The following is a 25,349-nucleotide window of genomic DNA, read 5'->3' on the forward strand; positions in this document are numbered from 1 at the left end:
GGATTATGAGCTGTATTCAGAGATCAGCGAAGCAATGATTTATGGTTCTTTGATTCGTCTCATGGTCAGACGACTAGCTGCTTAAGATTTCCTTTATAAATTAGCTCTTAGGGCGGTTCAATTTGCCTACTCTCTTCTCAGGGTTGCTCTTATCCACAAAACAATAGAGCGAGAATATCGAGAGTGAAGTCCACATTGTTGTTCAGACTGTAGCTTTCATGTAAAACACTTTTTTAGAACCTGTTTACCCGTTGCGTCTCCCCGTTAGCGCCAGTGTGCCTAATCTGCTTCAGCTCTGGTTGCGCCTTCCAGCTTCACTCTGCCGATTTCCCCGTAGGTACTCCAGGTCGGTTCGGTGTGGGCAGATAGGGAGTCACATCACCCCTGATGGGCAGGACTCTAACCTGCATCGAGGAAGGAGTTATGAGGTTTGTTATCCTCCTTTGAGCTTATGTATTTAGCTGAAAACGAATCGCACTTAGTGTCATTATGGGCGATCCCTGATGCCCCCACTTCTTTCCTAATGACGGAGTTTTATCATAATCTCCAGGGAAATCCAGACAGAGCCGCTGCACTGCGAAGTGCCATGTGAAAAACTCTGAAAACATACCTGAACCCATTAGACTGGGCGGTATTTACCCTGATCGGCGAAGCGCAGTGAAGGGAAATATTTGAGTAAGATTGAAGTCAATACTTTTCGGTTAATCTCTCCCCAACCCATAATTATCTGTGTGAAGGGTAGAGCGGCTAAGTGTTAGCTATCGAAGCCTTCTCAATGTTGTGGGTTGCGTTCCTCAAAGGCCACGCCCCCAACGCGGAGAACTCATCTACACGGAGTGGCTTACCAGCCTACGAATGACAGGGTTTCATTCATTTCTCCGACTTAACTCCCAGCAATCCTCGACCTAGAAGCTCGTGCATCGGATTGTGAATTCTAGAAGAATTGGGGCGAGTATTGCACAAAGTGCATCTGAAGAGCGCGATCGCGTTTTTATTTAGATAAGGTCATATTCTTGCGGAAATCCTCGAACTCAGTATGTAGGGGCTAGCAAAAGCGGTAGTGACTCTTTGTCATTCATCTCAGAAAATTCCCAAATGAATGACAGACTTTTCGGATCGGTACAGCAAAGCCCTGGGCTATCATCGACCCATGCGGTAACGTTTAAAGGAAAGGGGTACGTTTAAAGGCAGAAAGGGGTATACTCCGGAAGGGTATATCTTGCCGACTGAACTGCCCGAAATGGAGAATCGAAATTCGCCTACTCATCCGTTTTGGCGATGATTGGCACTTCACGATTGGCATAGACTCAAACAGTGTTCCAGCCAATTAGTTTTATAGAAAAAATAATTTTACCATCCCCTAAAAGGAATGCGTTCGCCTATGGATTTTATATAGCTGTAGAGAGAAAAGTGCATTAACACATCTTGTTAAAATAAATGCATTAAAAATGCCTAAAATCTGCTTTTTGAGGATAGCTTGGAGATAAGGCTAGGCAGGGCAATCTAAATTTGGTTTTTTTGCCGCCTCGCCACTTTTCTAATTGAGAGTAGAAAAAAAATCGGTGCATTCTTACCAAGTATCTGGCTACCTGCTACCTGCAACACAAGCTGGGGTGACAGTTCCAGAAGTGGCAACGAGCGACGTGTTTCTTCCCAGGAATTAGGCAAATGAAAGTCGCTGTATGTGAAATCAGTCTATTGCTGAAGGCAAGCTATATTAAAGTGAAAAAAGAAAAAGGAAAAAGGATAAAATATTTAGTTTTACCCTTGGCCTTTTGGATGTTGCCTGCGATCGCTCCAGGAGGCGTCGATTGGGCGATCGCGCAGGCACAAATTGTGCCAGATCAAGACCCCACCAACAGCACGAACACCATTGTCAATACCAATGGCAACAGTTTCGACATTACTGGGGGAAAAACCTCCAGTAATGGGGCAAACCTTTTTCACAGTTTCTCCGAGTTTGGGCTAAACGCCAACCAAGTTGCGAATTTTCTGTCGAACCAAAATATTAAAAATATATTGGGTCGCGTCACTGGCGGAAACCCCTCTATTATTAACGGTCTGCTCCAAGTTACGAATGGCAATTCCAATCTATTTCTAATTAATCCATCTGGCATTGTATTGGGTGCCAACGCCAGCTTAAATGTAAACGGAAGCTTCACCGCCACCACTGCTACAGGAATTGGTTTTGGCAACAACTGGTTCAATGCATCTGGTAACAATAATTATGCTGCCCTGGGGGGAGAACCCAACGCCTTTGCCTTCACCAACGCTCAACCCGGTGCAATTATCAACGCAGGGCAACTGAGTGTAGGCGCGGCAAAGGATATTGCTTTACTGGGTGGTACCGTAGTAAATACCGGAACCCTGACAGCTCCTGGGGGTAATATCACCTTAACAGCCGTACCTGGTGAGAACATAGTACGCCTGAGTCAACCAGGGAATCTACTAAGCTTAGAAATTCAACCCATAGCAGCAGCCGGTAGCCAGCCGGAAAATTGGACATTGCCAGTTGCTTCCATCCCAGAACTGTTAACGGGAGGCGGTGCCGGGAGTGCCACTGGGCTAACAGTCAACAGCAATGGTCAGGTAGTGTTAACGGGATCTGGGGTTAGCATTCCCACAGATCCAGGCACTGCGATCGCCTCTGGCAGTCTCAACGTTTCAGGTCAGACTGGCGGCACGGCGCAGGTCTTGGGCGACAAAGTCGGGCTGGTTAGTGGCAATGTTAACGCTTCAGGCACCAATGGTGGCGGCACCGTCCTGATTGGAGGGGATTTTCAGGGGAAAGGCACCATTCCCACTGCCTCTCATACTTACATCAGCAGCGACTCTACGATCAATGCTGACAGTTTGCTCAACGGCGATGGCGGTCATGTCATCGTCTGGGCAGACAAAGTAACCGGCTTCTATGGCAAAATCGGTGCTAGTGGCGGCACTAATCAAGGTAATGGTGGCTTTGTCGAAGTATCCGGCAAGGAAAACTTGGCATTTAAAGGAGAGGTGAATGTAGGTGCCCCTAACGGGGTAGACGGCACCATTCTGCTCGATCCAAAGAATATCAAGATAGTCAATACAGGTGGTACGAACGACGATCAACTCAATGCCGATACTCCTACAGGAGACTTAGCGGGGCAAATTTTATCGGCTGATGGAGGGGATGAGGTAGACTTCACTATCTCCAAGAGCTTACTCGAAAATCAGACTGGTAATGTCTTACTACAAGCAACGAATGATATTACCATCGACAACGGTGTGTCGCTGGACTTTTCTTCTGGTGGCTCGATTACCTTTACTGCCGACGCGGATAAAAATGGTGCCGGGTCTTTTTCAATGGATCAATCGCAATCCATCACAACTTCCGGGGGAGCGTTAACCATTACAGGTGCAAATGTAACTGTTGGAGAGATTAACACTTCTGTTAAGGGCAACATGGGCGGTGCTGGTAGTGTAACGCTGACCGCACAAGACGGAAACATTAAAACTGGCAACATCATAACGAAAGCTACAGGCGGCCCCAACGATGGTGGGAATGTAACGTTAACTGCGAAGGGTAGCATTACTTATAACAAGATAACGGCGGGCGCTTCTGGTAATGGAAAGTTCGGTCAAGGCACTGATGGCACGATTACTTTAACAACAGGTACAGCAGCCCCCATAAAATATACGGGATCTACGGGATCTGCCCAACCTACCAAGGTAGGTACAGATATTGCCCCAAATCCGGGCGGTAATACAGGTGGCAGTGGCACGGGTGGCATAGATACAGGTGGCAGTGGCACGGGTGGCATAGATACAGGTGGCAGTGGCACGGGCGGCATAGATACAGGCGGCAGTGGCACGGGTGGCATAGATACAGGTGGCAGTGGCACGGGTGGCATAGATACAGGTGGCAGTGGCACGGGTGGCATAGATACAGGTGGTAGTGGCACGGGTGGCATAGATACAGGTGGTAGTGGCACGGGTGGCATAGATACAGGTGGCAGTGGCACGGGCGGCATAGATACAGGTGGTAGTGGTACGGGCGGCATAGATACAGGTGGTAGTGGTACGGGCGGCATAGATACAGGTGGCAGTGGCACGGGCGGCATAGATACAGGTGGTAGTGGTACGGGTGGCATAGATACGGCCGGTAATACAGGTGGCAGCGGCACCGGCTCATCCGGGGGTACGGGTGGAAACACAGGCTCCTCTGGAGGTACGGGCGGTGGCACAGGCAAAAACACAGGCTCCTCCGGTAGCACGGGGGGTGGTAGCACCGACACTGGTGGCACGGGCAAAAACACAAGTTCCTCTGGGGGTACGGGTGGAAGCACAGGCAAAAACACAGGCTCCTCCGGTGGCACGGGGGGCGGTACTACCGGCACTGGTGGCACGGGCAAAAACACAGGCTCCGGCAGCCCTAGCAACGATCAAGCAAGCAAGGGAGATGACGGAACAAGTCAGGGAGATAACTTATCCGGCTCAGGAAACGATCCGGTTTCCACTTCTTCCGGCAAGGAAAATTCATCATCACGAAAGGTGGATGCGGAATCATCTTCCCAGACCGATGCAGGTGAATCTGTTGCAGTTCTAGAAGAATCCTTCACCCGTGAATTTGAAGAGTATTTGGGCCAACCCGTTGATTCTCAGACAACCACACTGGTAGAGGCTCGGAATATTCTGCAAAAAATTGAGAAAGCGACTGGGGTGAAACCAGCACTCATCTATGTAACTTTTGTGCCTCAGACGATTGCACTCGATCCGAGCCTACTGGATACAACGGCTTTCAATGGAACTAAGTCACTACAGCCGTTAAATCAACCAGAAAATGTGCAGCAATCTAGTTTCCTAGGTAAGGTCAATCGGGCAGGGCGTAACAATAGCGACCAGTTGGAAATATTGGTGGTGACTTCTGATGGTGTCCCCATTCGCAAGCGGGTTCCGGGGACAACGCGATCGCAAGTAATCAAGGTTGCCGATCAATTCCGCGCCGAAGTGATTAACCCCCGAAGACAGAAGGCTTACCTGGCTCCAGCCCAAAAACTTTATAAGTGGATGATTGCACCCATTGAAGCCGATTTACAAGCGCGGGGCATCCAGAATATGGTCTTCCTCGCAGACAGTGGGTTACGCTCCATCCCAATTGCCGCTCTCCACGATGGTCAAAAGTTTCTCGTGGAGAAATACAGTACGGGGCTGATGCCCAGTCTTAGTTTGACGGATACTCTCTTCAAAGACATTAAAAATTCCCAAGTTCTGGCAATGGGAGCGGAGAAGTTTCCCGAACAAAGCGCGTTACCATCAGTACCGCTGGAGTTGTCAATGATTACGCCCCAGCTGTGGAAAGGCAAAGCCTTCCTTAACGACGCCTTCACCCTCAAGAATCTGAAGTCCCAGCGCTACTCGCAGCCTTTTGGGATTGTCCATCTAGCAACTCATGCCGAATTTGAATTAGGCCCTCCTAGCCAATCCTACATTCAGCTATGGGACACGAAACTGCGATTGAATCAGCTAAAGCAAATGGGCTGGAACGATCCACCTGTAGAGCTATTAGTGCTGAGTGCCTGTCGCACAGCGTTAGGCAATGAACAGGCAGAGATGGGCTTTGCTGGATTGGCTGTGCAAGCAGGAGTGAAATCGGCAATGGGAAGCCTGTGGTACGTCAGTGATGAAGGGACGCTGGGACTGATGACCAGCTTCTATTCACAATTGAAAAAAGCCCCCATCAAAGCGGAGGCACTACGGCAGGCACAGATATCGATGATTAATGGAGAAGTAAGCATTGAGGGAAACAAAATGCATACTTCCAGAGAGGATATCTCGCTACCTCCGGAGTTGGCAGGGTTAGGAGAGAAGAAACTCTCTCATCCCTATTATTGGGCAGCGTTTACGATGATCGGCAATCCTTGGTAAACAATTAAAAACGCCAAATTAAACATTCTCTGATTTTTAATTTGGCGTTTTTTTGAATTTTTAATTGCTTAATACCCACGAGCGCATCAGAGCATTTACTTGTTCTGGTACCTCATCATGGGGACAGTGACCTGCTTGTAAAAAATGCTCTGTCAGTTGAGGATAGTATTGGCGAAATTGCTCCGCTCTATCTCTTGTATTCATCCAGGGATCTGCTTCTCCCCACAACAGCAACAGCGGGCAGCGCATCTGCTTTAATAAAAGGTCAACTTTTTCGCCTTGAGGCGTTCTGAAGACAGAAGCAAATACTTGAGCAGCACCGGGATCGCAAGAGGGGCGATAGATTTCTTCCACCAACCGATCGGTGATCGCACTCTGGTCGAGATAAACTTTCTGGAGTGTATTCCGAATGACTGAACGTTGTCGCGCATACTGGAACAACAGAAAACTAGCCCAGGGTTGGCGAAAAAGTGACTGAACGACTTCACCCATCACTTTTTGGATGGGGTTCGGTTGAGTCGGCACCTTAAGATTGGTGAACGGGCCAGCACTATTGAGCAATACTAATCCAACAGCGGCTGATGGACGTTGGGCTGCCACGCAAAGCCCGCAATAGCCGCCTAGAGAGTTTCCTGCTAACACAACTGGCTGACGAATCACGTTAGTGATGAAATCATACAGTTGGTCTCGCCACAAGTCGCCACCATACTCCCACTCCGGCTTGGCTGAACGACCAAAGCCCAGCAGATCGATCGCCCAAACTTCAAAATCCTGACTCAGTTCAGTAATATTCTTGCGCCAGTGGTCTGTAGAGGCACCAAAGCCATGAATCAATAATAGGGGCGGGCGTTCGGGTTGCGGTTGTCCTGCCCGTACATAATAGATGGATTGCCCCCGCCATTGCCAATAAGTGCCGGGAATGGGGACGGTAGAGGCTGCTGGGGTTGCCTGCATGTCACAAAAATGTTAAGTAATGTTAACTTCTTTATTTTAGCTTCTCAGGAAGGCTGGATGCCCTTAGACATTCAGTAGTTCTGTCTAAGGGCTTGGTTGCTGCATCCACGTTAGTTATGTTGAGGAAAGGTTTTGCTCAGGCGTAGGGGAAATGCTGGAGCGATCGCCTCCTCAGAACGCATAAGTATTGAGTAATATAAAAAAAGCAGCTAGAATCTTAACATTTGCCTTGAGCGACCCAACTTCAGATGGGGTAACGTAGGCGCGTAGCGGCTTTCCGTATGGTAGTACGCAAGCTGTGTTCGCATCGCATCTGGAGTAGAGAAGGGGAGAGTTCAAGTAGCGTTTATCAATCGTAGATCAGTAACGAAGAGGGAAGAGCAGTGTCTGTCGAAACCGTACAAAAGCCTTCAACAGTCCGTAAACTCGCACCTCGTTATCGTGTGTTGCTCCATAATGATGACTTCAACCCAATGGAGTACGTGGTGCAGGTTTTGATAACGACGGTGCCTGGTATCACGCAACCTCAGGCTGTCAGTATCATGATGGAAGCTCATACCAATGGGCTTGCTCTCGTGATTACTTGCGCCTTGGAGCATGCGGAGTTCTATAGCGAAACATTGAACAACCACGGATTGACCAGCACCATAGAACCAGACGAATAGGATACGCCCAGGCAACAAGTAAGAGGCAAGATAAGAGGCAAGATAAGAGGCAAGAGGTTGTTAAAAATAAACTTTGTCCGTTTAGCCCAGTACCCGGCACCGGCGCGGCTGGGCTGTTTTGTGCTGAGTTTACTCTTGCTCTGGTTGCCGGTGGCTGCACCCATTTACTTACTCTTGAGTAAAGATCCCAACTTAGTTACCATCCTGACGATGGGGCTGTTGTTTGCAGCGTTTCTCCTGCTTGTTCGGTGGTGGGGTCAGAAAGTCTATCAGCAACCCCAGCTACTGAGACGCTATGGTTTACAAGGAACGCGGCAAAATGCCAAAGAGCTTTTCTCTGGACTGGGTGTTGGCGTCTTGATTACTTTCAGTCTGTTTGGGCTGGAGGGGCTATTGGGTTGGCTGGTGTGGCAGCCTCCGACAATTCCATTAGCCAAGCTGATTTTAGAAGGGTTAGCGAGCGCTCTGGGTATCGGTTTTGCAGAGGAATTGGTATTCCGAGGTTGGCTGTTAGATGAGTTGGAACGGGATTATCGTCCCCGCGTATCTCTTTTGGCAGATGCTTTTATCTTTGCGCTGCTACATTTTCTGAAGCCGCTGAGGGAGATTTTTCGGACTTTGCCGGGATTTCCAGGGTTGTTGCTGCTGGGATTAACCCTGGTTTGGGTAAAGCGCGGAAGCAAGGGGCGTCTGGGACTTTCGATCGGTCTGCACGCTGGCTTGGTTTGGGGATACTACATCATTAATGTGGGGAATCTGGTGCAATTTTCTGGTCAAGTTTCCGACTGGATTACTGGTGTGGACAAAAATCCCTTGGCGGGGGTAATCGGGTTGGTGTTTTTGAGCGTTTTGGCGTTTGGGATGCGGAAGCGATCGCATTCACTACACTCGCCTCAATAATCAACAACCATTGATCCTAGACTCAACCTATAGCATTACCCAATCTGGCTTCTGGAGTGGGAGAGTCCCTCTTTATCGGCAAACGGAATTCTCTACTTCCCTGCGTGTCTCCCCCATCTAAACTCTTTGGAGAGAGGTTAACCGAAAAGTATTATAAAACTTAGTTGTGGCGGATTCGGTAAGCGGCTCTTGAGGAGCAACGACGAGCACAAATATTCTTACCAGATTGCCCCTCGCCGCTTCAAGTCACGCTTCATTGCTTCTGAAAGTCCTGTATTCTCTCCAAATCGAGCTTTTTCCACTTTTACCGTGCCTAAATCCGCATCGCTCAAATTGGCACGACGCAGGTCAGCGCCGCTTAGGTCGGCACCCATCAAGTTTGCACCTATCAACGTGCCACTACTCAGGTCAGCACGACGCAGGATAGCATAACTCAAGTTCGCCTCACTCAAGTTGACACTACACAAAGAAGCATCAATTAGGTTGGCGCGACAAAGGTCGGCTCCAATCATTTGAGCCTCATTCAGTTGGGCACATAGTAAGTTGGCACTGTTGAGGTTAGCACCAATCAAGTTGGCACCCATCAAACAGACTTTAATGGCGTCAGCTCTGTTGAGATTGGCACTGAGCAAATTGGCACCGCTCAAATCAGCCATATTCAAGTTGGCTTTATTTAGCTTGGCACCCGCGAGATCGGCACCAATCAGATTGGCACCCAGCAGCAGCGTACCCAGCAAAATCGAACCGCTTAAGTCGGCACCATGTAGGTCAACGCCACTAAGATTAGCACCCGCAAAATCTTTAACGGGATTTAATCCAGCAATTTCTGCTAATTCAAGGAAGTTATCTGTATCTGCCTCTACAACGTGTAAGATCAAGTCTTTCAGTCGCTGGAGAGATTTCTCATTAGGCACATTCAAACTCTGTCCGGCTTTCATTAGGCTTTTGTTTGGACCTGAATAGGCAGAGGGCAATCATTCTCTCTATTACCGCCCTCTTGTTACGACTAATATGCTTCAACCCCAGTTCCTCGACATCCGGATATTCACTTACAAATTGGTTATTTTGCTCTAGTTGAGCCAAAATTGCTTCTAAGGATTTATCGAGACTGTCTGTTGACTCCTCATCAACCATCTCTAGGTGGGATTTTTTAGAATTTGAGTATTGCATTTTTTACCTCAACATCATTTAGCTTAAGTAAACCCATTCTAAAAATAACATTGCACTGCGATCGCCGGGGAAATATCCACTAAAATTTACGTGAATTTGAGGGTTCATCAAGTTATGGAAAAGTAACAAACTCCTTTTCGTCTAGATGTCTGAAGCTGCATGAGTTTTAAAAAAAATTTTGATTTTCAACCAGTAAAACAAAAGCAATATTTAGTATGTTTTTATACTTGGCTTACTTAAATTTTGATTTCTGGATTGAACTCGCTCGAAAAAACTTTACGGTTGTTTTTGTCTAAAGTTCGATTGGTTGGCATTTCCCCAACAAAATAGCTGGGATCTTTACGGGCAGACATTTATCAGACTCAGAAAAAGAAGATTTAACCTTGAGCTGCTTGAGGGACTTTGGGCGATCGCTCGATAAGCGATCGTGTTGCGTAGCCGACAGCATATGCTGCAATTGAAATGGCTATGTGGCGATCGCATCGGTTCAGTTGCATCAGGGGAACACCAAGCGAAATTACTATGTAGTCTATAATACTTTCGCCTACTGAGATTTCCTTTGCTCGAAATGCCTTTTTAGTCAAGTTTCTATCAAATTGCATAAAAGAATAATTGTGAATCCACGCTTCTCGATAGAAGGCGAATCTGACGATTTGCTGACAATTTAACAAAGTAGTAATTTCTTCTGAATGTCAAAAAATCTCAACTCAGTTGCTGCCAACTATTGCCTTTACGAAGGGCAATAAATTTATACCTATCCCTAATAATTTATAAAGGTTGCCAATAAATTGTCAAAGCTCAGCGTCGGTTTCTGGGATGACAAGCTTGACATTTTGAACGGGAAATGGTCTAAGAACGGGGATGCTTATCTCTTGCAAAACCTGATTGAAGTCCTAACTGAAGTAGGGATACGATCGCACTACATAGATTTCGGCTTAGTTTTGAAAGAACCCAAACCTGTTCTCGAAGAAAACAGGTTTGGGTAAGCAACCTTGCGATCGCTTCGGTAAAATCCCCTAAGATTCATGGGGGATACCCGGAAGGGCGTTTGGCATCTATAGCGGTTCTTATTGTTATGCCATACACTCTGACCTCGCCCCTCCCCTTCCCGATTCCGAAAAGGGGACTGGAGGGTTAAACCTGGATTGGACTCAACTTGGCATCACTATAGTTGGGGATGCCAATATAGTCTTGCAGCGCTTTCACCTCCAAAGGAGCTGACTGCAAGGCACGAATCGCTGCCGCAGTAGCTTTAGCACCTGCAATCGTCGTGATCATAGGGATTTTGTAAGTGAGGGCACTGCGACGAATCAAGCGTCCATCTGCCTGCGCTTCTTCCCCAGAAGGTGTGGTGATAATCAGCTGAATCTTGTTGTTTTTGATCGCATCCAGAACGTGAGGACGCCCCTCATGCAGTTTCAGCACCACATCCACCTCTAGCCCATGTTCCCGCAGCACTTTGCGCGTGCCAACGGTGGCGACAATATGAAAGCCCAACTCAATCAAATCTCTGACCACTGGCACCGCCGCCGCCTTGTCCCGGTCGTTCATTGAGACAAACACTGTGCCAGATAAGGGCAACCGTTGTCCCGCTGCTAACGCTGCCTTAGCAAACGCTCTTCCGAAATCCACGTCAATCCCCATAACTTCTCCCGTCGAGCGCATTTCTGGCCCCAGAAGGGTGTCAGCACCGGGGAATTTTTCAAAAGGCAGTACGGCTTCCTTGACGGCAACGTGACGCGGCAGTACCTCCTCTGTCAAGTCGAGGGATTCCAGCGTGGCACCTGCCATAATTCGGGACGCCAGAGCGGCTAGGGGTACTCCAGTCGCTTTGGAGACATAAGGGATGGTGCGCGAGGCTCTGGGGTTGGCTTCCAGAATGTAAACTTGTTCCCCCTGAACGGCAAACTGGATATTCATCAATCCAATCACCTTGAGGGTCTTGGCGAGATCGATAGTCCAGGTACGGATGGTATCCAAGACTGCTTCCGATAGGGAAGTATAGGGCAAGGAACAGGCAGAATCCCCAGAGTGAATGCCCGCTTGTTCGATATGCTCCATGATGCCGCCAATCACGACCTTACCAGTGCGATCGCTGATCGCATCCACATCCACCTCAATCGCATTTTCCAAAAACTTGTCGATCAAGATTGGATGATCGGGTTCCACCAGCACCGCATACATCATGTAGCGCTGCAAATCCTCATCGGAGTAGACAATTTCCATCGCCCGTCCTCCCAATACATAAGAAGGACGTACCACGACGGGGTAGCCAATGCGCTGCGCGACCGCTAAGGCGTCTTCAAAACTCCGAGCAATTCCGTTCGCTGGTTGCTTGATATCGAGTTCCCGCAGGATTTTTTCAAATCGCTCTCGGTCTTCGGCAGTGTCAATCGAATCTGGCGAGGTTCCCCAAATTTTAGCGGTGATTTCGGGGTGGGATTGCAGATATTCCTGCAATGGCAAAGCCAATTTTAGCGGCGTCTGACCCCCAAACTGCACGATAATTCCCTCTGGCTGTTCCGCCTCGATGATGTTGAGAACATCTTCTTTCGTCAGCGGCTCAAAGTAGAGGCGATCGCTCGTATCATAATCGGTGGAAACGGTCTCCGGGTTTGAATTGACCATAATCGTCTCAAACCCTTGCTTGGAAAGAGCATAAGCTGCATGACAGCAACAGTAGTCAAACTCAATCCCCTGTCCAATCCGGTTCGGGCCACCCCCTAAAATCATGACCTTGCGGTTATCTGAAGGCAATACCTCCGATTCTTCCTCGTAAGTTGAGTAGTAATAAGGAGTCAGTGCCTCAAATTCCGCCGCACAAGTATCCACGGTTTTGTAGACGGGGACGACGCCCAACTGCTTGCGGTAGTCGCGGACTTCATCTTCGGTCGTTTTAGTAGCGTAGGCGATCTGGCGATCGCTAAAACCTTCCTGCTTGATGTCCCACAACTTTTCTTTTGTCAGGTCTTTCAGCTTGCTTCGCTTCAAGAACTTCTCGGTTTCCAACAGTTGTTGCATCTTATCTAGAAACCACGGATCGATTCCCGTCAGTTCATAGACTTCTTCTACCGTCATCCCCATCAACATGGCATGACGAACGGTGAAAATTCTCTCTGGATGAGGCGTCCGCAGTCCCGAACGAATTTGTTCCAAACTCGGCAATTTCTCGTTCTTGTCGCATCCCCAACCCGCGCGACCCGTTTCCAAGCCTCTTAATGCTTTCTGGAACGACTCGCAGAACGTCCGCCCCATCGCCATCACTTCTCCCACCGACTTCATCTGCGTCGTCAGGATTGCCTGAGAACCCGGAAATTTCTCGAAGGCAAATCGGGGTATTTTCGTCACCACATAGTCAATGGTCGGTTCAAAGGACGCCGGGGTTTTCTTGGTGATATCATTGGGAATTTCGTCGAGGGTATAGCCTACCGCCAACTTTGCCGCTATCTTCGCAATTGGGAACCCGGTCGCTTTAGAAGCCAGGGCAGAACTGCGAGAAACGCGGGGGTTCATCTCAATGACAATCAGGTCGCCAGTCAGAGGATTAACTGCAAACTGAATATTCGAGCCGCCGGTTTCTACCCCAATCTCGCGGATAATTTTAATTGACGCATCCCGCAACCGCTGGTATTCCTTATCGGTGAGGGTTTGCGCGGGTGCTACGGTAATCGAGTCCCCAGTGTGGATGCCCATCGGGTCAAGGTTCTCAATCGAGCAGATAATCACGACGTTATCTGCCAAATCGCGCATGACTTCTAGTTCGTACTCTTTCCAACCCAACAGCGACTGTTCGATGAGAATTTGCGACACTGGGCTGGCATCCAAACCGCCCTGAGCCATTTCTTCAAATTCTTCCTGGTTGTAGGAAATGCCGCCGCCGGTGCCGCCTAGGGTATAGGCAGGGCGGATAATCAAGGGATAGCTGCCAATTTGGGACGCGATCGCCTTCGCTTCGTCGAGGGTGCTAGCAATCCCCGATGGGCACACGCTTACCCCAATTTTCGCCATCGCTTCCTTAAACAGCAGCCGGTCTTCGGCTTTCTCGATTGCCGGTAGCTTGGCTCCAATTAACTCGACCCCGTACTTTTCCAATACTCCATTTTTCGCAAGGGTGACGGCTATATTTAGAGCTGTCTGACCTCCCATTGTGGGCAGCAGCGCATCAGGTTGTTCTTTGGCGATTACCTTTTCTACGATTTCTGGTGTCAACGGTTCAATATAGGTGCGATCGGCCGTTTCCGGGTCGGTCATAATGCTGGCTGGATTCGAGTTCACCAGCACGACTTCATATCCTTCCTCCCGGAGCGCCTTACAGGCTTGAGTGCCTGAATAGTCAAACTCGCAGGCTTGTCCAATCACAATTGGACCAGAGCCTAGTAACAGAATTTTGTGGATGTCCTGGCGGCGGGGCATAGTTGTTTGTCCTAGCGTGACTGTTTTAAGTCCAGATTATTTTAAAGGCTTTCTTCCCTGTGCTTGGTAGTGGTTTTTGCCAATTTGCCCAAGATTTGAGGAGGAAAGGTTTTTGCAACTTCTTTTCTGTCAACTGGCAAGTGTCTTCTTGGTACAACCAGCTCCCCTTGACCGGGCAGTTTGAGCGAGGCTATCGATGTTAGAGACCAGGTTATTCCGTCTCTATCGCGTCAAATCCGCCCTTCCATTCTGAACTCTTCGGTTCTCATTCCCATGATGTAGGGAAGCCAAGAAATCTGCCTTTTAGGTTAGTTGACAACTAATTTCAACAAGCTTAAAATCAATTTCTGGGTTTTTCTTTACAACTTAAATCAGAACTTTTACAACTTCATAATAAACAAGCAGAGAGAAGATATCTTCCCTCTGCTCAGTTAGTGTTACTCTCTGTCTTAAAGAACCACAGGTTAGGTACTGAAAATTTTAGCAGCCTGCATATCGAGGCTACATCTAGCTTACCTCAACGGGATTCAAGAGGCAGATACTAATTATTCGTAGTCTGGACAAAACCCAAGGTCAAGCTGTCTTTAGCGAGGAAGTGAGCCAGATGATAAGCCCGCTCTTCGGTTTTCAGCAAGATTGTTTCGTACAGATAACGGGTTGCGCGATCGCCCAAACTTTCTGCTTGTCCTGCCTGACGCCGGATTAGCTGAATCATCGCTTGCTCGGCGGCTAAGTCGTGTTCCACCATCTGGCGGCAAGAAAATACCCCTTCATCTTCTGGCGTGAAGCAGCACAGCTCTGCTAGCTTGGCAAAGCCAGCTACTGGAACGCCACCCAGTCCATCCAACCGTTCGCCAATATCATGAACGTGTCCCTGCACCTGTTCGTAGCTTTCGCTGAAGAACTCGTGCAGCATATAAAATTCTGAACCTTCGACCACAAAGTGATGCTTTTGATATTGCAAGTACAGCGCCTGAAAACTCGCTAGAGCAATGTTGAAGCCCTCACAAACCGGCGTGGTGATACTGCGATCCAGCAACACCGGATTGTCATAAACCTGACCGAAGGAGCGCAATACACTCTGAGTTTCGGACATCGTTGTATTCTCCTCTCAATAAGCAACGGTTGTTGCTAATGCAGTAAGTGTATCACGCTAACCCAATTTTGGTGTCTCACTATAGTCTGAGCCAGTTTGACCCGATCCGCAGCAAGCGCTAGTTCCTCAGTTGTATCTTTGCCTATTTCTCGCAAGCAATTAAATTTTCAGTTAAGCTAGTTGAGAATTGTTGTCGTTTGAGTTATATGTATTAACTAGGGTGAAATTGTAAAAATTCCCTACGTCAGGGAATTTTCGGAAAGGCTAGCGAGTCCAGGGAAGTTATAGACAATGCTAATTTTTCGCGTCTGTGGGAACGAATGAATCCAATAGAGCCAATTGAGCCACAACCAGAAACCGGCAAGGTTGTTGAGGTGAATCGAGCAGATCGGTGGCAAGTTTATTACCGCTTGCGAGAGTTAGGAATTTCCTGTGGGTGTGCGGTTGACCAGCCCTTGCTGGTTGAGGTCTACAACACGACAGCAGCGATTCAGCTGTGGAGTGTTGTTAGGCAGTTAACGGCATCGCGCGGCGAGTTAGTGAGCCATCTGGAACGCTGCTGGCAGACGAGTAACGATCCAAAAGAAAGTTAAAAGAGGTTGTAAAAAAGCATGAGTAAATTTAAACAAAACAACTCAGAATTCCGCCTTGAGGGATGGTTACTCGGTTTTGTCATCGAAGATGGCTATAAAATCAAATATTTGAGACTCGCAACTTCAGAGGGTGAATGTCAGATCAAGCTTGCCAAAGAAGCTCGGATTTCCCTATTTCGCTCAGGAGTGACACCCGGTACTTGGGTTGAGGTTTTTGGCGAAACCAAGCTTAAGTTAAAAAGTGGAGAAGTCAAACAAAAAGCTTATCTGGTTAAACCCGGTGTTCCTCCCAGCCAATTGCAGGGAGTTACACAAGTTGAGGAAATTCAGGAATTGCCTCGACCTGCTAAAAAATTGCCTCTACCTTCCGGCGTCAAAGCGACAATTTTGGTGTGTAAAAAGTCCGATTGTTGCAAGTTGGGTGCTAATAAAGTTTGTCAGGCTTTAGAAGAAGGTTTGCGCGATCGCGGCTTGGACGACCAGGTTACGATTAAAGGAACTGGCTGCATGAAGCGTTGCAAATCAGGGCCAAATATCGTTATGCCGGATAAAACCCGCTACACTCGGATTAACGCTACAGAAATCCCTGAAATTATAGATAAACATTTTCCAGATGAGATGGTATCTGAAGAGCTAATTGCACCTCGTTTGGAGTGCGAAACGGCTAGGGTTCGTTAATAATTTTTCGTAATTTATAGATAATACATACCCCCAACTTCTTTTTATCAGGAAGTTGGGGGTATCGTCTATGTGCAGCCTGCCATAATATTAGTACCTGACCAAAGCGAGTAGATAACTATGGCGATCGCTACTGTAACCGAAAGCTGCTCTCTAGAAGACTTTATGGCTAATCCCCCCGATCGCATGGAGTGGGTGGATGGACAACTTGTGGAGAAAACGGGAATGACGGTAAAACATAGTATAGTTCAGACTAGGTTAGCTTGGGGCTGGAAAAATTTCATTACCCAATCTGGACAAGGAGGAGAGGTTGTTGTAGAACTTCCCTGTCGGACTTTGAAGCAGGGGCGTCGTCCTGATGTATCCTATCTCACAGCGGAATTGGTAGCGCAGTTTGGTGAGGCAGGAGCGTTACCACAAAGTCCGCCACTGATTGCTGAAATCGCTTCTCCAACTGATTCAGCCGAGGATTTATTTGCCAAAGCAAGCGAGTATTTAGAATCGGGTTGTTCGGAAGTCTGGCTAGTATTTCCTGAGAGTCGTCGGATATTGTTAATTACTCAAAGTCAGACATTAGGGTTTAATACTGGTAATGTAGTGAGTACGCAATTGGTACTCAGAGGATTTAGTGTAGCAATAGATGAATTGTTAGCTTGAAGCTGACAGTTGATAGAGATTTTGAATATTACTAAATAGATAGTAATTTTAGCGCGAGTAGAGTGGCAAGAGCGATCGCCTAAAAGTTACGTGGATTAAGCAAAAACCCACCATTACCGCCTGAAGACGGGCATAGTGGGTAAAGAGAAGGAAATTCTTCAACTCAAGAAAGCGCGATCGCTTTTTTGGCATCGCCGTCCATCTTGGCTAAAGCGTAAACTGACCTTGCATTTGACTTAGAGCCTTAGTGCAAGCAGCGCAACTGCACCCTAGATGGTCTTTGATAGGATTACTCGGTTGCACAGATGCAGGCACTTGTTGATCTTGCACGACAATAACTTGTGCAGTTGGTGCAGACAGCATCGTATTTGAAGCTTCAGCGGCTTGTGCTGTATTCGCTAGCAGGAGCATTGATGCCAAAATTATCGGACAAGTAAGCAAAGCAAGAGCAATTCTGTTCATAATTCAACAGGTTACAGTTTTTGATGGCATTATAGCCAATTAATTGCCCGCTAAGTTTTGCTTAACGGCAACCAAATCCTTAGCCGTGTTAGCTTGGCTTGGCTTGAGGACAAGTAAATGCGATCGCATCAGCGCATAAATATAAGCTAAGTGCGATCGCGCTCATCCACCCATCAAAAATGGCAAGATAGCAGCGCCTACTGCATCTGCGTACTCTTCATGTAATCCCAACGAACCGGGAAGCCTCACTATCTGCACTCCTGGGACATTCGCTAAGGCTTCCATTTCTGCTTTTGATTTCGGGGGCGCTTGTTCGCCAATTACCACCATCACGGGTAACGGTAAAGGCTGAAACCAGGCGAGAAAATCGTCTCTATGATTAACCGGATCTAAACCTCCGGTGACGAAGGCGGCGGGAGCAAAACGCGCTCCTGGTTGATGTGCTGTCTGCAACTTTTGTTCAAGCCGGGAGGGACTCAACGAGTCAGGTTCAACGTAGACATGGCGACGATACATCAAGCTAATGAAGGACTCCGTGGTGTTTAGCTTGTAGAGAGCTTGTCCTAAAATGGGCGATCGCACTACATTTCTCAGCGTTCCAAACCATCCTTGCTGTTTACCCATCATCGTCGGAAATGGCCCGCGCCAAGTGGGAGCTGCTAAAACAATCCGCGACAAAACGGGCGGTTGTTGTTGTGCTAGTCGCATCGCGTAACCAGCAGCGTGTCCAGCGGCTACGATGGCTACTGGAGTATTAAAAACATTTTTGACAAAATCTTCCAGAAATTGGTGATATAGGGCGGGTTGGTAGTTCAAGGGTAGACGAGGCGATCGCCCAAATCCAGGCCAATCGAGAGCGACGACTTGAAACTGAGATGATAATAACTCTGCCAGTCCGCGCATTTCCGCGCGTGTAGAAACGGTGCTGAAAGCTGGCAAAAGTAATATGGGAGATCCTTTGCCTAGAGTTTCATAAACTATGGGTAATTCTTGCCCTTCCCAAGCCCAGAGATATTCCTGAACGGTTCCGCCAATTCCGACAGTATTAGGTGCAGAAATCGTTGAGGTTGCCATAAGACACAATCCCTATTTTATTTACTCTAGGCAATCTTTTAACTGTTGTTGAATTTGGGCTTCATTCAAGTTACGCCCAATAAATACCAGTTGATTGCTCTTTTGAGAAATCCACTTGTCAGTTTTCATCTCAACCCGTTTACCGCACAGTTGAAAGATGTGGCGTAAACTACTTTCCTTAAACCAGAGTAAACCTTTGGCGCGAAAAACGTCTTCGGGAAGTTGTTCGGTTAAAAATTCTTGAAATTTCTCTAAAAGGAGAGGGCGATCGCTTTCAAAAGAAAATGACATGAACCCATCATTTTCTAAGTGGTGGGAATGAGCGTGATGATGATCGTGATAGTGATGATGATGGTGATCATGGCTGGATTCCTCTTTAGCTGGATAAGATTCCGCTTGGGAAACTCCCACATCTAAAATTAATGGCAGAGGAACTTGTCCGTAGGAGGTTCGCAAAACTCTTGCGCCTACTTTCATTGCGCGAATGTAGTCTTCCAACTCCTTGACTTGCGCTTCTGGAACCAAATCGGTTTTGTTTAGCAGAATGATGTCACCGTAGGAAATCTGATTGAGGGCGGCATCACTTTCAAAATGCTCCGGTGTAAACGTTTCCACATCCACCAAAGTCAAGATAGAATCGAGCCGAGTTAGATCGCGCAAATCTGTACTAATGAAGGTCAAGGCAATGGGCAATGGATCGGCAATTCCGGTTGTTTCAACAATTAAATAATCGATGCGATCGCTCCGTTCCAGCACCCGATAAACTGCATCGAGCAATCCATCATTGATAGTGCAACAAATACAGCCATTTGTGAGTTCGATCATATTTTGATCGACAGATATTAAGAGTTGGCTATCGATATTAATATCGCCAAATTCATTAACTAAAACTGCTACCTTTAAGTCTTGACAATTATGCAAAATATGGTTGAGTAGCGTTGTTTTACCACTGCCTAAAAAGCCTGTAACGATCGTGACTGGCATTCCCCGTTTAGGAATATCCGGAATTAGGTTTTGTTTGGGTGCTGTAAGATTGTTCATTGCTCTGTCGGTGTTAATTGAGCGATGCAGACATGGATTCGCACCATGCGGCGTAGCATTTCCAATGAAATGGTAGTTCTCGGAATGCCGGGATAGTTTTAATAATGATAACTATTATCATAAGCGATCGCAGGTAGCGCTTTGTCGGCAAACCCTTCTACCAATCGCTTGCAGGCTATACAGGCGTAGGTTAGAGTAGCGAGTTCTAACCTACAATGCGATCGCGCTTGGCGCTGTCGGTCTTAAATTACCGCAATACAGTCAATTTCTACCAGTACATCCTTGGGGAGACGGGATACTTCCACGCAGGCACGGGCGGGAGCGGTCTCTGCGTCAAAATATTTAGCATAAACTGCGTTAACCGCAGCAAAATCATTCATATCTTTGAGAAAAACGGTGGTTTTCACCACATTTTCAAATTTAGCCCCAGCAGCAGACAGAATCGCTTCTAGATGAGCCATTACCTGTTCTGTTTGCTTGGCTACATCGTCGGTGTAGACAATATCGCCGATTCTGGGATCGATAGCAATTTGACCGGCGACGAAGATCATCTGACCACTGGCAGCGATCGCTTGATTATACGGTCCGACTGGTGCTGGTGCGTTCTCTGTACGAATTACTTTGCGTGTCATTGATATTTGTGTTGGTAACGATGCTTCTTGTTTAGGAGCTATTGTATCGGAGGCTTCCGGCTTGTAGCGTTCTCCATCAGGCATTATCGCACCATCAAGGTCTGCATTCTTGAAGCTTGCTTTATAAATGTTTGCACCTGTCAAGTTTGCCTTCTTCAGATTTGCCCCATCCAGATTTGCCTTGATTAAATTTGATCCTTCGAGACTAGCTCTTTCTAAATTTGCTCCTTGCAAACAAGTTCTTAGAAGGTTTGTCTGTCCTAGGTATACTCCAGGCAAATTCGCATTAGCCAAATTCTCGTATGACAGATCAACTTTCTGAAGATTTATTCCCCTAAGTTTAGCTCCTTGGAAATTTGTATTTTCAACTTTCACGCTCGTTAAGTCGGCCTGAGTTAAGTCGGCTCCAGTTAAGTCTGCCCCACTCAGATTTGCATTATTCAAGTTTGCATTACTTAAGTCAGCACCGCTGAGGTCTGCCCAACTTAGATTTAGTGAAGCACCCTGCACCCGATTCAACTTTGCACCTGTCAAGGCTGCCCTACTAAGATTTGCTTCCCCCAGATGAGCCTTGGTTAGAGTTGCCTTACTTAAGTCGGCTCCAGTCAAATTCGCTCGAAATAGATCTATCTCACTCAGGTCTGCTTCTTTGAGATTTACCCCACTCAGTTGTGCAGAACGAAAATTTCGTTCGCCGTTGGCGTATTTTTCTAGAAGTTCTTCAGCGTTCATTGTTGGTTTAGCGATTGTCGCGCACTTGCATCAGTTTAAGACACCGGGCGAACAGGAAATAACTGGGGCGTTGTTTTGAACCCGCGAAGGTGGATTTTGTCTATGTAGGTGCGATTTCTAATCGCCAGAGCTAATGCAAATTCTAAACGCTCGGATTAATGCAAATTCTAAACGCCGGAGCAAATCTTAATTTCTTTATTTCGCCAACACACCATTCAGGAAAATATCAGCCAACCCTTCTGCCATTTCTTGCATTGCTTTCGGGGAAGCATTTTCTCCTAATAGCGTGTCGTGACTAAAACCGGCAATTGTGAACATCCCTAAGAAAACTTGGGCGACAATTCTTGGATTCATGCGGCGATAGGTGCCTCTATCCATTGCAGTTTGAAAGAAAGCTTCTGCCACATCCGTCATTTTGACAATGACTTCAGCTTGGATGCGATCGCGCAACTCTGGATGAAACTGCGCTTCTGTAAAACAAACCCGCAGCATATCCGCATTTTCACGTAGATTCATCATCCGCCGATGCATCACCTGAGCCACAGCTTTATAGCTGCCCATTTCACTCAATTCCGTTAATAAATCTGTGAGAATTTCTACCCAGCCTTGCGTCGCCACCTCAATCAAGATCGCCTTTTTGTTCGGAAAATGACGAAACAACGTTCCTTCTGCAACCCCCGCTGTTGCGGCAAGATCGCGGGTTGTTGTCCCCTCATATCCCTGGCGGGCAAATAACCGCTGTGCTGCCTGTAAAATTCGGGTGTGGGTATCGTCTTCAGTATGAGCAACTTGCTTAGTTCCCCCTACTGTTTTCCGGTTAAAAATTCCCATATTAAGAAATAAATGGATGGATTACCACTAACACCCTAATGCAATTGTGCTATAGGCGAGTAATCAATCACCCAAACCTTCACAGATTGTTAACACCACACAATCCACGTTAGAGTCAATATCTTGGAATTAGCGCTGCTTAATCTTTAGTATTGTATGAGTCAGTTTTGTCGATTCCTGTGTGTGTCAATCCCAACGACAGCACAACCGTTACGGGAAAGTTTGAACCCCAGCCCTCAACCGTCAAGACAGCGTCAGTGGCAAAGCATTCTGGCTTTTCTGCTCGCGCTGCTGCTGGGGTGGGGTATGCAGCCAAATGTGGCGTTAGCTCGTACCCAGACGCTTGAAAAGGCGGATGGGACTGCCACAACCCAATCGATTCAGCCCTATTTAGACCGGGTGATTCAGCGGGTGACAGAGTTTCGCTTAGAGAATGGTCTCAAGTTTATTGTATTGGAACGGCACCAAGCGCCAGTTGTGTCGTTTTACACCTATGCCGATGTGGGCGGTGCCAACGAACCCAATGGTCAAACAGGCGTTGCTCACTTTCTAGAGCATTTAGCTTTTAAGGGAACCACCCGCATTGGCACGCAGGACTATAAGGCAGAAAAGCCACTTTTAGACCGCTTAGACCAGTTAGCCGAACAAATTGAGGCAGCAAAAGCGGCAAAGAAACCGGCAGAAGTGACAAAGTTGCAGGCAGAATTTAACAAGGTTGAAGCCGAAGCAGCGAAATATGTCAAGCAAAATGAACTGGGTCAAATTGTCGAACAAGCGGGAGGCGTCGGTCTAAACGCGGCAACCTCTACAGATTCCACGGTCTATTTCTACAGCTTTCCTTCCAACAAATTAGAGCTGTGGATGTCGCTGGAGTCAGAGCGGTTTTTAGACCCAGTGTTTCGAGAATTTTATAAAGAGAAAGAAGTCATCCTGGAAGAGCGACGGTTGCGAACTGATAACTCGCCCATCGGTCAAATGATTGAGGCTTTTCTCGATGCGGCTTTCAAAGTGCATCCCTATAAGCGTCCAGTGATTGGCTACGACCAGGACATCCGCAATCTTACCCGCGAAAATGTGCAGGAGTTTTTTGACACGCACTACGTCCCCAGCAAGTTAACCATTGCGGTCGTTGGGGATGTTAACCCAGTGGAAGTGAAACGGCTGGCTCAAGTTTATTTTGGACGTTACAAAGCGAGACCTGCGACGGAGGAGCAATTACCGACGGAACCCAAGCAAACGGAAGCGCAGGATGTCACCTTGCGGCTGCAATCCCAACCTTGGTATCTAGAAGGCTATCACCGCCCAGCGATGAATCATCCGGATCATGCAATTTATGAACTGATCGGTCGATTGTTGAGCGATGGTCGGACTTCTCGCCTCTACAAGTCTTTAGTAGAAGAGCAGCAAGTCGCTCTGAATGCGGAAGGTTTTAGTGGCTTTCCGGGAGATAAGTATCCGAATTTGATGCTGTTCTATGCGCTGACAGCTCCCGGTCATACAGTGGATGAAGTGGCAGCGTCTTTGAGCAAGGAAATTGAGCGGCTGAAGACGGAACCCGTAGCGGCGATGGATTTGGATCGGGTGAAGACTCAAGCAAGAGCTGATTTATTGCGATCGCTCGATTCCAATATGGGCATGGCGATGTCGCTAGTGGACTATGAAGTGAAAACCGGCTCGTGGCGGAACCTGTTTAAGCAACTAGATGCGATCGCTACCGTGACACCCGCAGAAATTCAGCGCGTGGCGAAAGAAACTTTCCAGCCACAAAACCGGACAATTGGGCGAATTCTGCCGAAAGAGGGCTGAGGACTGAGGACTGAGGACTGAGGTTTGAGGACTGCGAGGAAGAGGAAGAAGGAAGAGGAATGAGTATGCAGTGGTTTGGGCAGAATTTGCGGAAGAAGGGCAAAGGAAAACAAAGGAAAAACTATTTTCTATTTCTTTTGACTTTCTCCTTGATACTTTTGACATTTTTGATGCCAGCGGTAGCGGATACAGCGCGGCATTATACGGAGTTGAAGTTTCCGCCGTTGCCGGAAATTCAGGTACCTCCGTACACGCGCTATCAGATGGACAATGGGATGATTGTGTATCTGATGGAAGATCGCGAACTTCCCCTCGTGAGTGGCACGGCGATGATTCGCACCGGCGGTCGTCTGGAACCAGAAAACGAGGTAGGTTTGGCTACGTTGGTTGGGGAAGTCCTGCGGACTGGCGGAACCGCGAAGCACTCCAGCGATGAACTAAACCAATTGTTGGAACAACGCGCCGCTTCGGTAGAGAGCAGTATTGTTAGCACTGCGGGTAGTGCTGACTTTACGACGCTCTCTGAAGACTTGAAGGACGTATTTAGTTTGTTTGCTGAGGTAATCCAAGAGCCGATTTTTGCCCAGGAAAAGCTAGATTTAGCCAAGACGCAACAGCGTGGTGAAATTGCGCGTCGGAATGACGATCCAGGTGGCATTGCTTCCCGCGAATTTGAGAAATTAGTCTACGGCAACAATAGCCCCTATGCTCGCACCGTAGAATATGCAACCTTAGACAACATTTCCCGCGATGACTTAATTGGTTTCTACCAAAAATATTTTCATCCGAAGAATATGATTCTGGGCATCGTGGGGGATTTTGACAGTAAGGCGATGCGTCAGATGATTCAGGAAAAGTTTGGCAACTGGAAGCCAAAAGGCACAGCGCAAACTCCACCGATACCAGGGGCGGAACAGGCAAAGCGGGGAGGAGTGTATCTGGTAAATCAGCCGCAGCTAACCCAGAGTAATATTGTCATGGGTCATCTGGGCGGTCAATTGAACAGTCCTGACTATGCGGCTCTGTCAGTATTAAATGGAGTGTTAAACGGTTTTGGCGGACGGTTGTTTAACGAAGTGCGATCGCGCCAAGGTCTCGCTTACACGGTGTACGGTTATTGGGGCGCTCAATATGACTACCCAGGCGTATTCCTTGCTGGGGGACAAACTCGTTCAGATGCGACTGTACCCTTCATTAAGGGCGTTTTATCGGAAATCCAGCGCATCCGCACCAATCCAGTGACGCCAGCAGAACTTTCCTACGCCAAGGAGTCGGAACTCAATTCTTTTGTTTTTAAGTTCCAAGATCCCAGCCAAACTCTGTCGCGATTGATGCGATATGAATATTACGGCTACCCGAAGGATTTTATCTTTCGTTACCAGCGCGACGTGGAAGCAACCACGATTGAGGATATTCAACGGGTTGCTGAAAAATATCTCCAGCCAGAGAACATTGTTACCCTGGTGGTTGGAAATGCTGCTGCAATTCAGCCGCCTCTAACCAGCATCACGCCCAATGTTACATCGATAGATATTGCGATTCCAGGAGCATCAAAAAATAGTTAGTGCTGAGTTTAGAGAAACCGAGCCAGAAGCAATAATCAGATAATAAAGCGAATGCAGACTGACTGAATTTTCTCTTAACAATTGCCCTAACTCTCTGTTAGCTACGAAAGAGCGATCGCTCTCTTCAAGTAATTTAAGAGAGCGATCGCTCTTTCCGTAATATCTCTCGCCACGCTTCCGTTTGG

At 47.6% G+C, this 25,349-nt stretch carries 20 protein-coding genes; 9 read left to right on the forward strand and 11 right to left on the reverse strand.

Annotated elements, in window-relative coordinates; genetic code table 11:
- Positions 1–451: 451 nt before the first annotated feature.
- Both NC994_RS21630 and NC994_RS21635 read left to right on the forward strand, forming a co-directional pair.
- On the forward strand, positions 452–592 hold the full coding sequence (locus NC994_RS21630) for a CHAT domain-containing protein (protein ID WP_339380192.1): 141 nt from the start codon (positions 452–454) through the stop codon (positions 590–592).
- Between the two features lie 1,076 nt (positions 593–1,668).
- Positions 1,669–5,895: a CHAT domain-containing protein gene (locus NC994_RS21635; RefSeq protein ID WP_190433718.1), complete on the forward strand. Its 4,227-nt coding sequence runs from the start codon at positions 1,669–1,671 to the stop codon at positions 5,893–5,895.
- Between the two features lie 60 nt (positions 5,896–5,955).
- Here the strand turns inward: NC994_RS21635 and NC994_RS21640 are convergent, their stop codons facing one another.
- Complete coding sequence (locus NC994_RS21640; protein WP_190433720.1) at positions 5,956–6,849, reverse strand: alpha/beta fold hydrolase; 894 nt, start codon at positions 6,847–6,849, stop codon at positions 5,956–5,958.
- A 383-nt stretch (positions 6,850–7,232) separates the two neighbouring features.
- Between NC994_RS21640 and clpS the strand changes: the two genes are divergently transcribed.
- Together clpS and NC994_RS21650 are read left to right on the forward strand one after the other, a co-directional pair.
- Positions 7,233–7,514, forward strand: coding sequence for an ATP-dependent Clp protease adapter ClpS (clpS, locus tag NC994_RS21645; RefSeq protein WP_190415151.1), 282 nt, complete (start codon positions 7,233–7,235; stop codon positions 7,512–7,514).
- A gap of 66 nt (positions 7,515–7,580) precedes the next feature.
- Positions 7,581–8,414, forward strand: coding sequence for a CPBP family intramembrane glutamic endopeptidase (locus NC994_RS21650; protein ID WP_347276538.1), 834 nt, complete (start codon positions 7,581–7,583; stop codon positions 8,412–8,414).
- 218 nt (positions 8,415–8,632) lie between these two features.
- Here the strand turns inward: NC994_RS21650 and NC994_RS21655 are convergent, their stop codons facing one another.
- From NC994_RS21655 to NC994_RS21675, 5 genes are all read right to left on the reverse strand, one after another.
- Positions 8,633–9,352, reverse strand: coding sequence for a pentapeptide repeat-containing protein (locus NC994_RS21655; RefSeq protein WP_190429621.1), 720 nt, complete (start codon positions 9,350–9,352; stop codon positions 8,633–8,635).
- Positions 9,321–9,584 carry a hypothetical protein gene (locus NC994_RS21660; protein WP_190415153.1) on the reverse strand — a complete coding sequence of 88 codons (264 nt, stop codon included), beginning with the start codon at positions 9,582–9,584 and terminating at the stop codon, positions 9,321–9,323. Before NC994_RS21660 ends, NC994_RS21655 begins: the two co-directional genes overlap by 32 nt.
- A 377-nt stretch (positions 9,585–9,961) precedes the next feature.
- Entirely contained in the window at positions 9,962–10,186 is a 225-nt protein-coding gene (locus tag NC994_RS21665; RefSeq protein ID WP_190433722.1) for a hypothetical protein, read from the reverse strand.
- A 532-nt stretch (positions 10,187–10,718) separates the two neighbouring features.
- Complete coding sequence (carB, locus tag NC994_RS21670; RefSeq protein WP_190433731.1) at positions 10,719–13,997, reverse strand: carbamoyl-phosphate synthase large subunit; 3,279 nt, start codon at positions 13,995–13,997, stop codon at positions 10,719–10,721.
- A 541-nt stretch (positions 13,998–14,538) separates the two neighbouring features.
- Entirely contained in the window at positions 14,539–15,093 is a 555-nt protein-coding gene (locus NC994_RS21675; protein WP_190415157.1) for a Dps family protein, read from the reverse strand.
- A gap of 320 nt (positions 15,094–15,413) precedes the next feature.
- Here NC994_RS21675 and NC994_RS21680 point away from each other — a divergent pair, with 320 nt between their 5' ends.
- The 3 genes from NC994_RS21680 (at position 15,414) to NC994_RS21690 (ending at position 17,021) form a co-directional block, all read left to right on the forward strand.
- A complete protein-coding gene (locus NC994_RS21680) occupies positions 15,414–15,686 on the forward strand; it encodes an Asr1405/Asl0597 family protein (protein WP_190415158.1) in 273 nt (90 codons plus the stop codon).
- An 18-nt stretch (positions 15,687–15,704) separates the two neighbouring features.
- Positions 15,705–16,364 (forward strand): (2Fe-2S) ferredoxin domain-containing protein, encoded by a 660-nt coding sequence (locus NC994_RS21685; protein WP_190415159.1) that lies wholly within the window; start codon positions 15,705–15,707, stop codon positions 16,362–16,364.
- 120 nt (positions 16,365–16,484) lie between these two features.
- Positions 16,485–17,021: a Uma2 family endonuclease gene (locus NC994_RS21690; RefSeq protein WP_190415160.1), complete on the forward strand. Its 537-nt coding sequence runs from the start codon at positions 16,485–16,487 to the stop codon at positions 17,019–17,021.
- Positions 17,022–17,228: 207 nt separating this feature from the next.
- Here the strand turns inward: NC994_RS21690 and NC994_RS21695 are convergent, their stop codons facing one another.
- The 5 genes from NC994_RS21695 to NC994_RS21715 form a co-directional block, all read right to left on the reverse strand.
- Complete coding sequence (locus tag NC994_RS21695; RefSeq protein WP_190429614.1) at positions 17,229–17,483, reverse strand: hypothetical protein; 255 nt, start codon at positions 17,481–17,483, stop codon at positions 17,229–17,231.
- A 162-nt stretch (positions 17,484–17,645) separates the two neighbouring features.
- Positions 17,646–18,557 (reverse strand): alpha/beta hydrolase, encoded by a 912-nt coding sequence (locus NC994_RS21700; RefSeq protein WP_190433735.1) that lies wholly within the window; start codon positions 18,555–18,557, stop codon positions 17,646–17,648.
- A 21-nt stretch (positions 18,558–18,578) separates the two neighbouring features.
- Positions 18,579–19,598 carry a GTP-binding protein gene (locus tag NC994_RS21705; protein WP_190433737.1) on the reverse strand — a complete coding sequence of 340 codons (1,020 nt, stop codon included), beginning with the start codon at positions 19,596–19,598 and terminating at the stop codon, positions 18,579–18,581.
- A 242-nt stretch (positions 19,599–19,840) separates the two neighbouring features.
- Positions 19,841–20,962 carry a Rid family detoxifying hydrolase gene (locus NC994_RS21710; RefSeq protein ID WP_190433739.1) on the reverse strand — a complete coding sequence of 374 codons (1,122 nt, stop codon included), beginning with the start codon at positions 20,960–20,962 and terminating at the stop codon, positions 19,841–19,843.
- 195 nt (positions 20,963–21,157) lie between these two features.
- On the reverse strand, positions 21,158–21,793 hold the full coding sequence (locus NC994_RS21715) for a TetR/AcrR family transcriptional regulator (RefSeq protein WP_190433741.1): 636 nt from the start codon (positions 21,791–21,793) through the stop codon (positions 21,158–21,160).
- A gap of 222 nt (positions 21,794–22,015) precedes the next feature.
- Here NC994_RS21715 and NC994_RS21720 point away from each other — a divergent pair, with 222 nt between their 5' ends.
- Together NC994_RS21720 and NC994_RS21725 are read left to right on the forward strand one after the other, a co-directional pair.
- Positions 22,016–23,599: a pitrilysin family protein gene (locus NC994_RS21720; protein ID WP_347276934.1), complete on the forward strand. Its 1,584-nt coding sequence runs from the start codon at positions 22,016–22,018 to the stop codon at positions 23,597–23,599.
- 59 nt (positions 23,600–23,658) lie between these two features.
- Entirely contained in the window at positions 23,659–25,164 is a 1,506-nt protein-coding gene (locus NC994_RS21725) for a pitrilysin family protein (protein ID WP_190433746.1), read from the forward strand.
- The last annotated feature ends 185 nt before the right edge of the window (positions 25,165–25,349 follow it).

The organism is Trichocoleus sp. AS-A1, assembly GCF_039962015.1.
Taxonomy (GTDB): domain Bacteria; phylum Cyanobacteriota; class Cyanobacteriia; order Cyanobacteriales; family FACHB-T130; genus FACHB-T130.

Excerpts from the sequence above, each read along its gene's own strand:
- NC994_RS21665 (WP_190433722.1), bottom strand. The coding sequence starts at position 10,186 with ATGCAATTTGATAGAAACTTGACTAAAAAGGCATTTCGAGCAAAGGAA.
- NC994_RS21710 (WP_190433739.1), bottom strand. The coding sequence starts at position 20,962 with ATGAACGCTGAAGAACTTCTAGAAAAATACGCCAACGGCGAACGAAAT.
- NC994_RS21705 (WP_190433737.1), bottom strand. The coding sequence starts at position 19,598 with ATGAACAATCTTACAGCACCCAAACAAAACCTAATTCCGGATATTCCT.
- NC994_RS21635 (WP_190433718.1), top strand. The coding sequence starts at position 1,669 with ATGAAAGTCGCTGTATGTGAAATCAGTCTATTGCTGAAGGCAAGCTAT.
- NC994_RS21675 (WP_190415157.1), bottom strand. The coding sequence starts at position 15,093 with ATGTCCGAAACTCAGAGTGTATTGCGCTCCTTCGGTCAGGTTTATGAC.
- NC994_RS21715 (WP_190433741.1), bottom strand. The coding sequence starts at position 21,793 with ATGGGAATTTTTAACCGGAAAACAGTAGGGGGAACTAAGCAAGTTGCT.
- NC994_RS21690 (WP_190415160.1), top strand. The coding sequence starts at position 16,485 with ATGGCGATCGCTACTGTAACCGAAAGCTGCTCTCTAGAAGACTTTATG.
- NC994_RS21660 (WP_190415153.1), bottom strand. The coding sequence starts at position 9,584 with ATGCAATACTCAAATTCTAAAAAATCCCACCTAGAGATGGTTGATGAG.
- NC994_RS21685 (WP_190415159.1), top strand. The coding sequence starts at position 15,705 with ATGAGTAAATTTAAACAAAACAACTCAGAATTCCGCCTTGAGGGATGG.
- NC994_RS21725 (WP_190433746.1), top strand. The coding sequence starts at position 23,659 with ATGAGTATGCAGTGGTTTGGGCAGAATTTGCGGAAGAAGGGCAAAGGA.
- carB (WP_190433731.1), bottom strand. The coding sequence starts at position 13,997 with ATGCCCCGCCGCCAGGACATCCACAAAATTCTGTTACTAGGCTCTGGT.
- NC994_RS21630 (WP_339380192.1), top strand. The coding sequence starts at position 452 with ATGTATTTAGCTGAAAACGAATCGCACTTAGTGTCATTATGGGCGATC.
- NC994_RS21640 (WP_190433720.1), bottom strand. The coding sequence starts at position 6,849 with ATGCAGGCAACCCCAGCAGCCTCTACCGTCCCCATTCCCGGCACTTAT.
- NC994_RS21655 (WP_190429621.1), bottom strand. The coding sequence starts at position 9,352 with ATGAAAGCCGGACAGAGTTTGAATGTGCCTAATGAGAAATCTCTCCAG.
- NC994_RS21680 (WP_190415158.1), top strand. The coding sequence starts at position 15,414 with ATGAATCCAATAGAGCCAATTGAGCCACAACCAGAAACCGGCAAGGTT.
- NC994_RS21700 (WP_190433735.1), bottom strand. The coding sequence starts at position 18,557 with ATGGCAACCTCAACGATTTCTGCACCTAATACTGTCGGAATTGGCGGA.
- NC994_RS21695 (WP_190429614.1), bottom strand. The coding sequence starts at position 17,483 with ATGAACAGAATTGCTCTTGCTTTGCTTACTTGTCCGATAATTTTGGCA.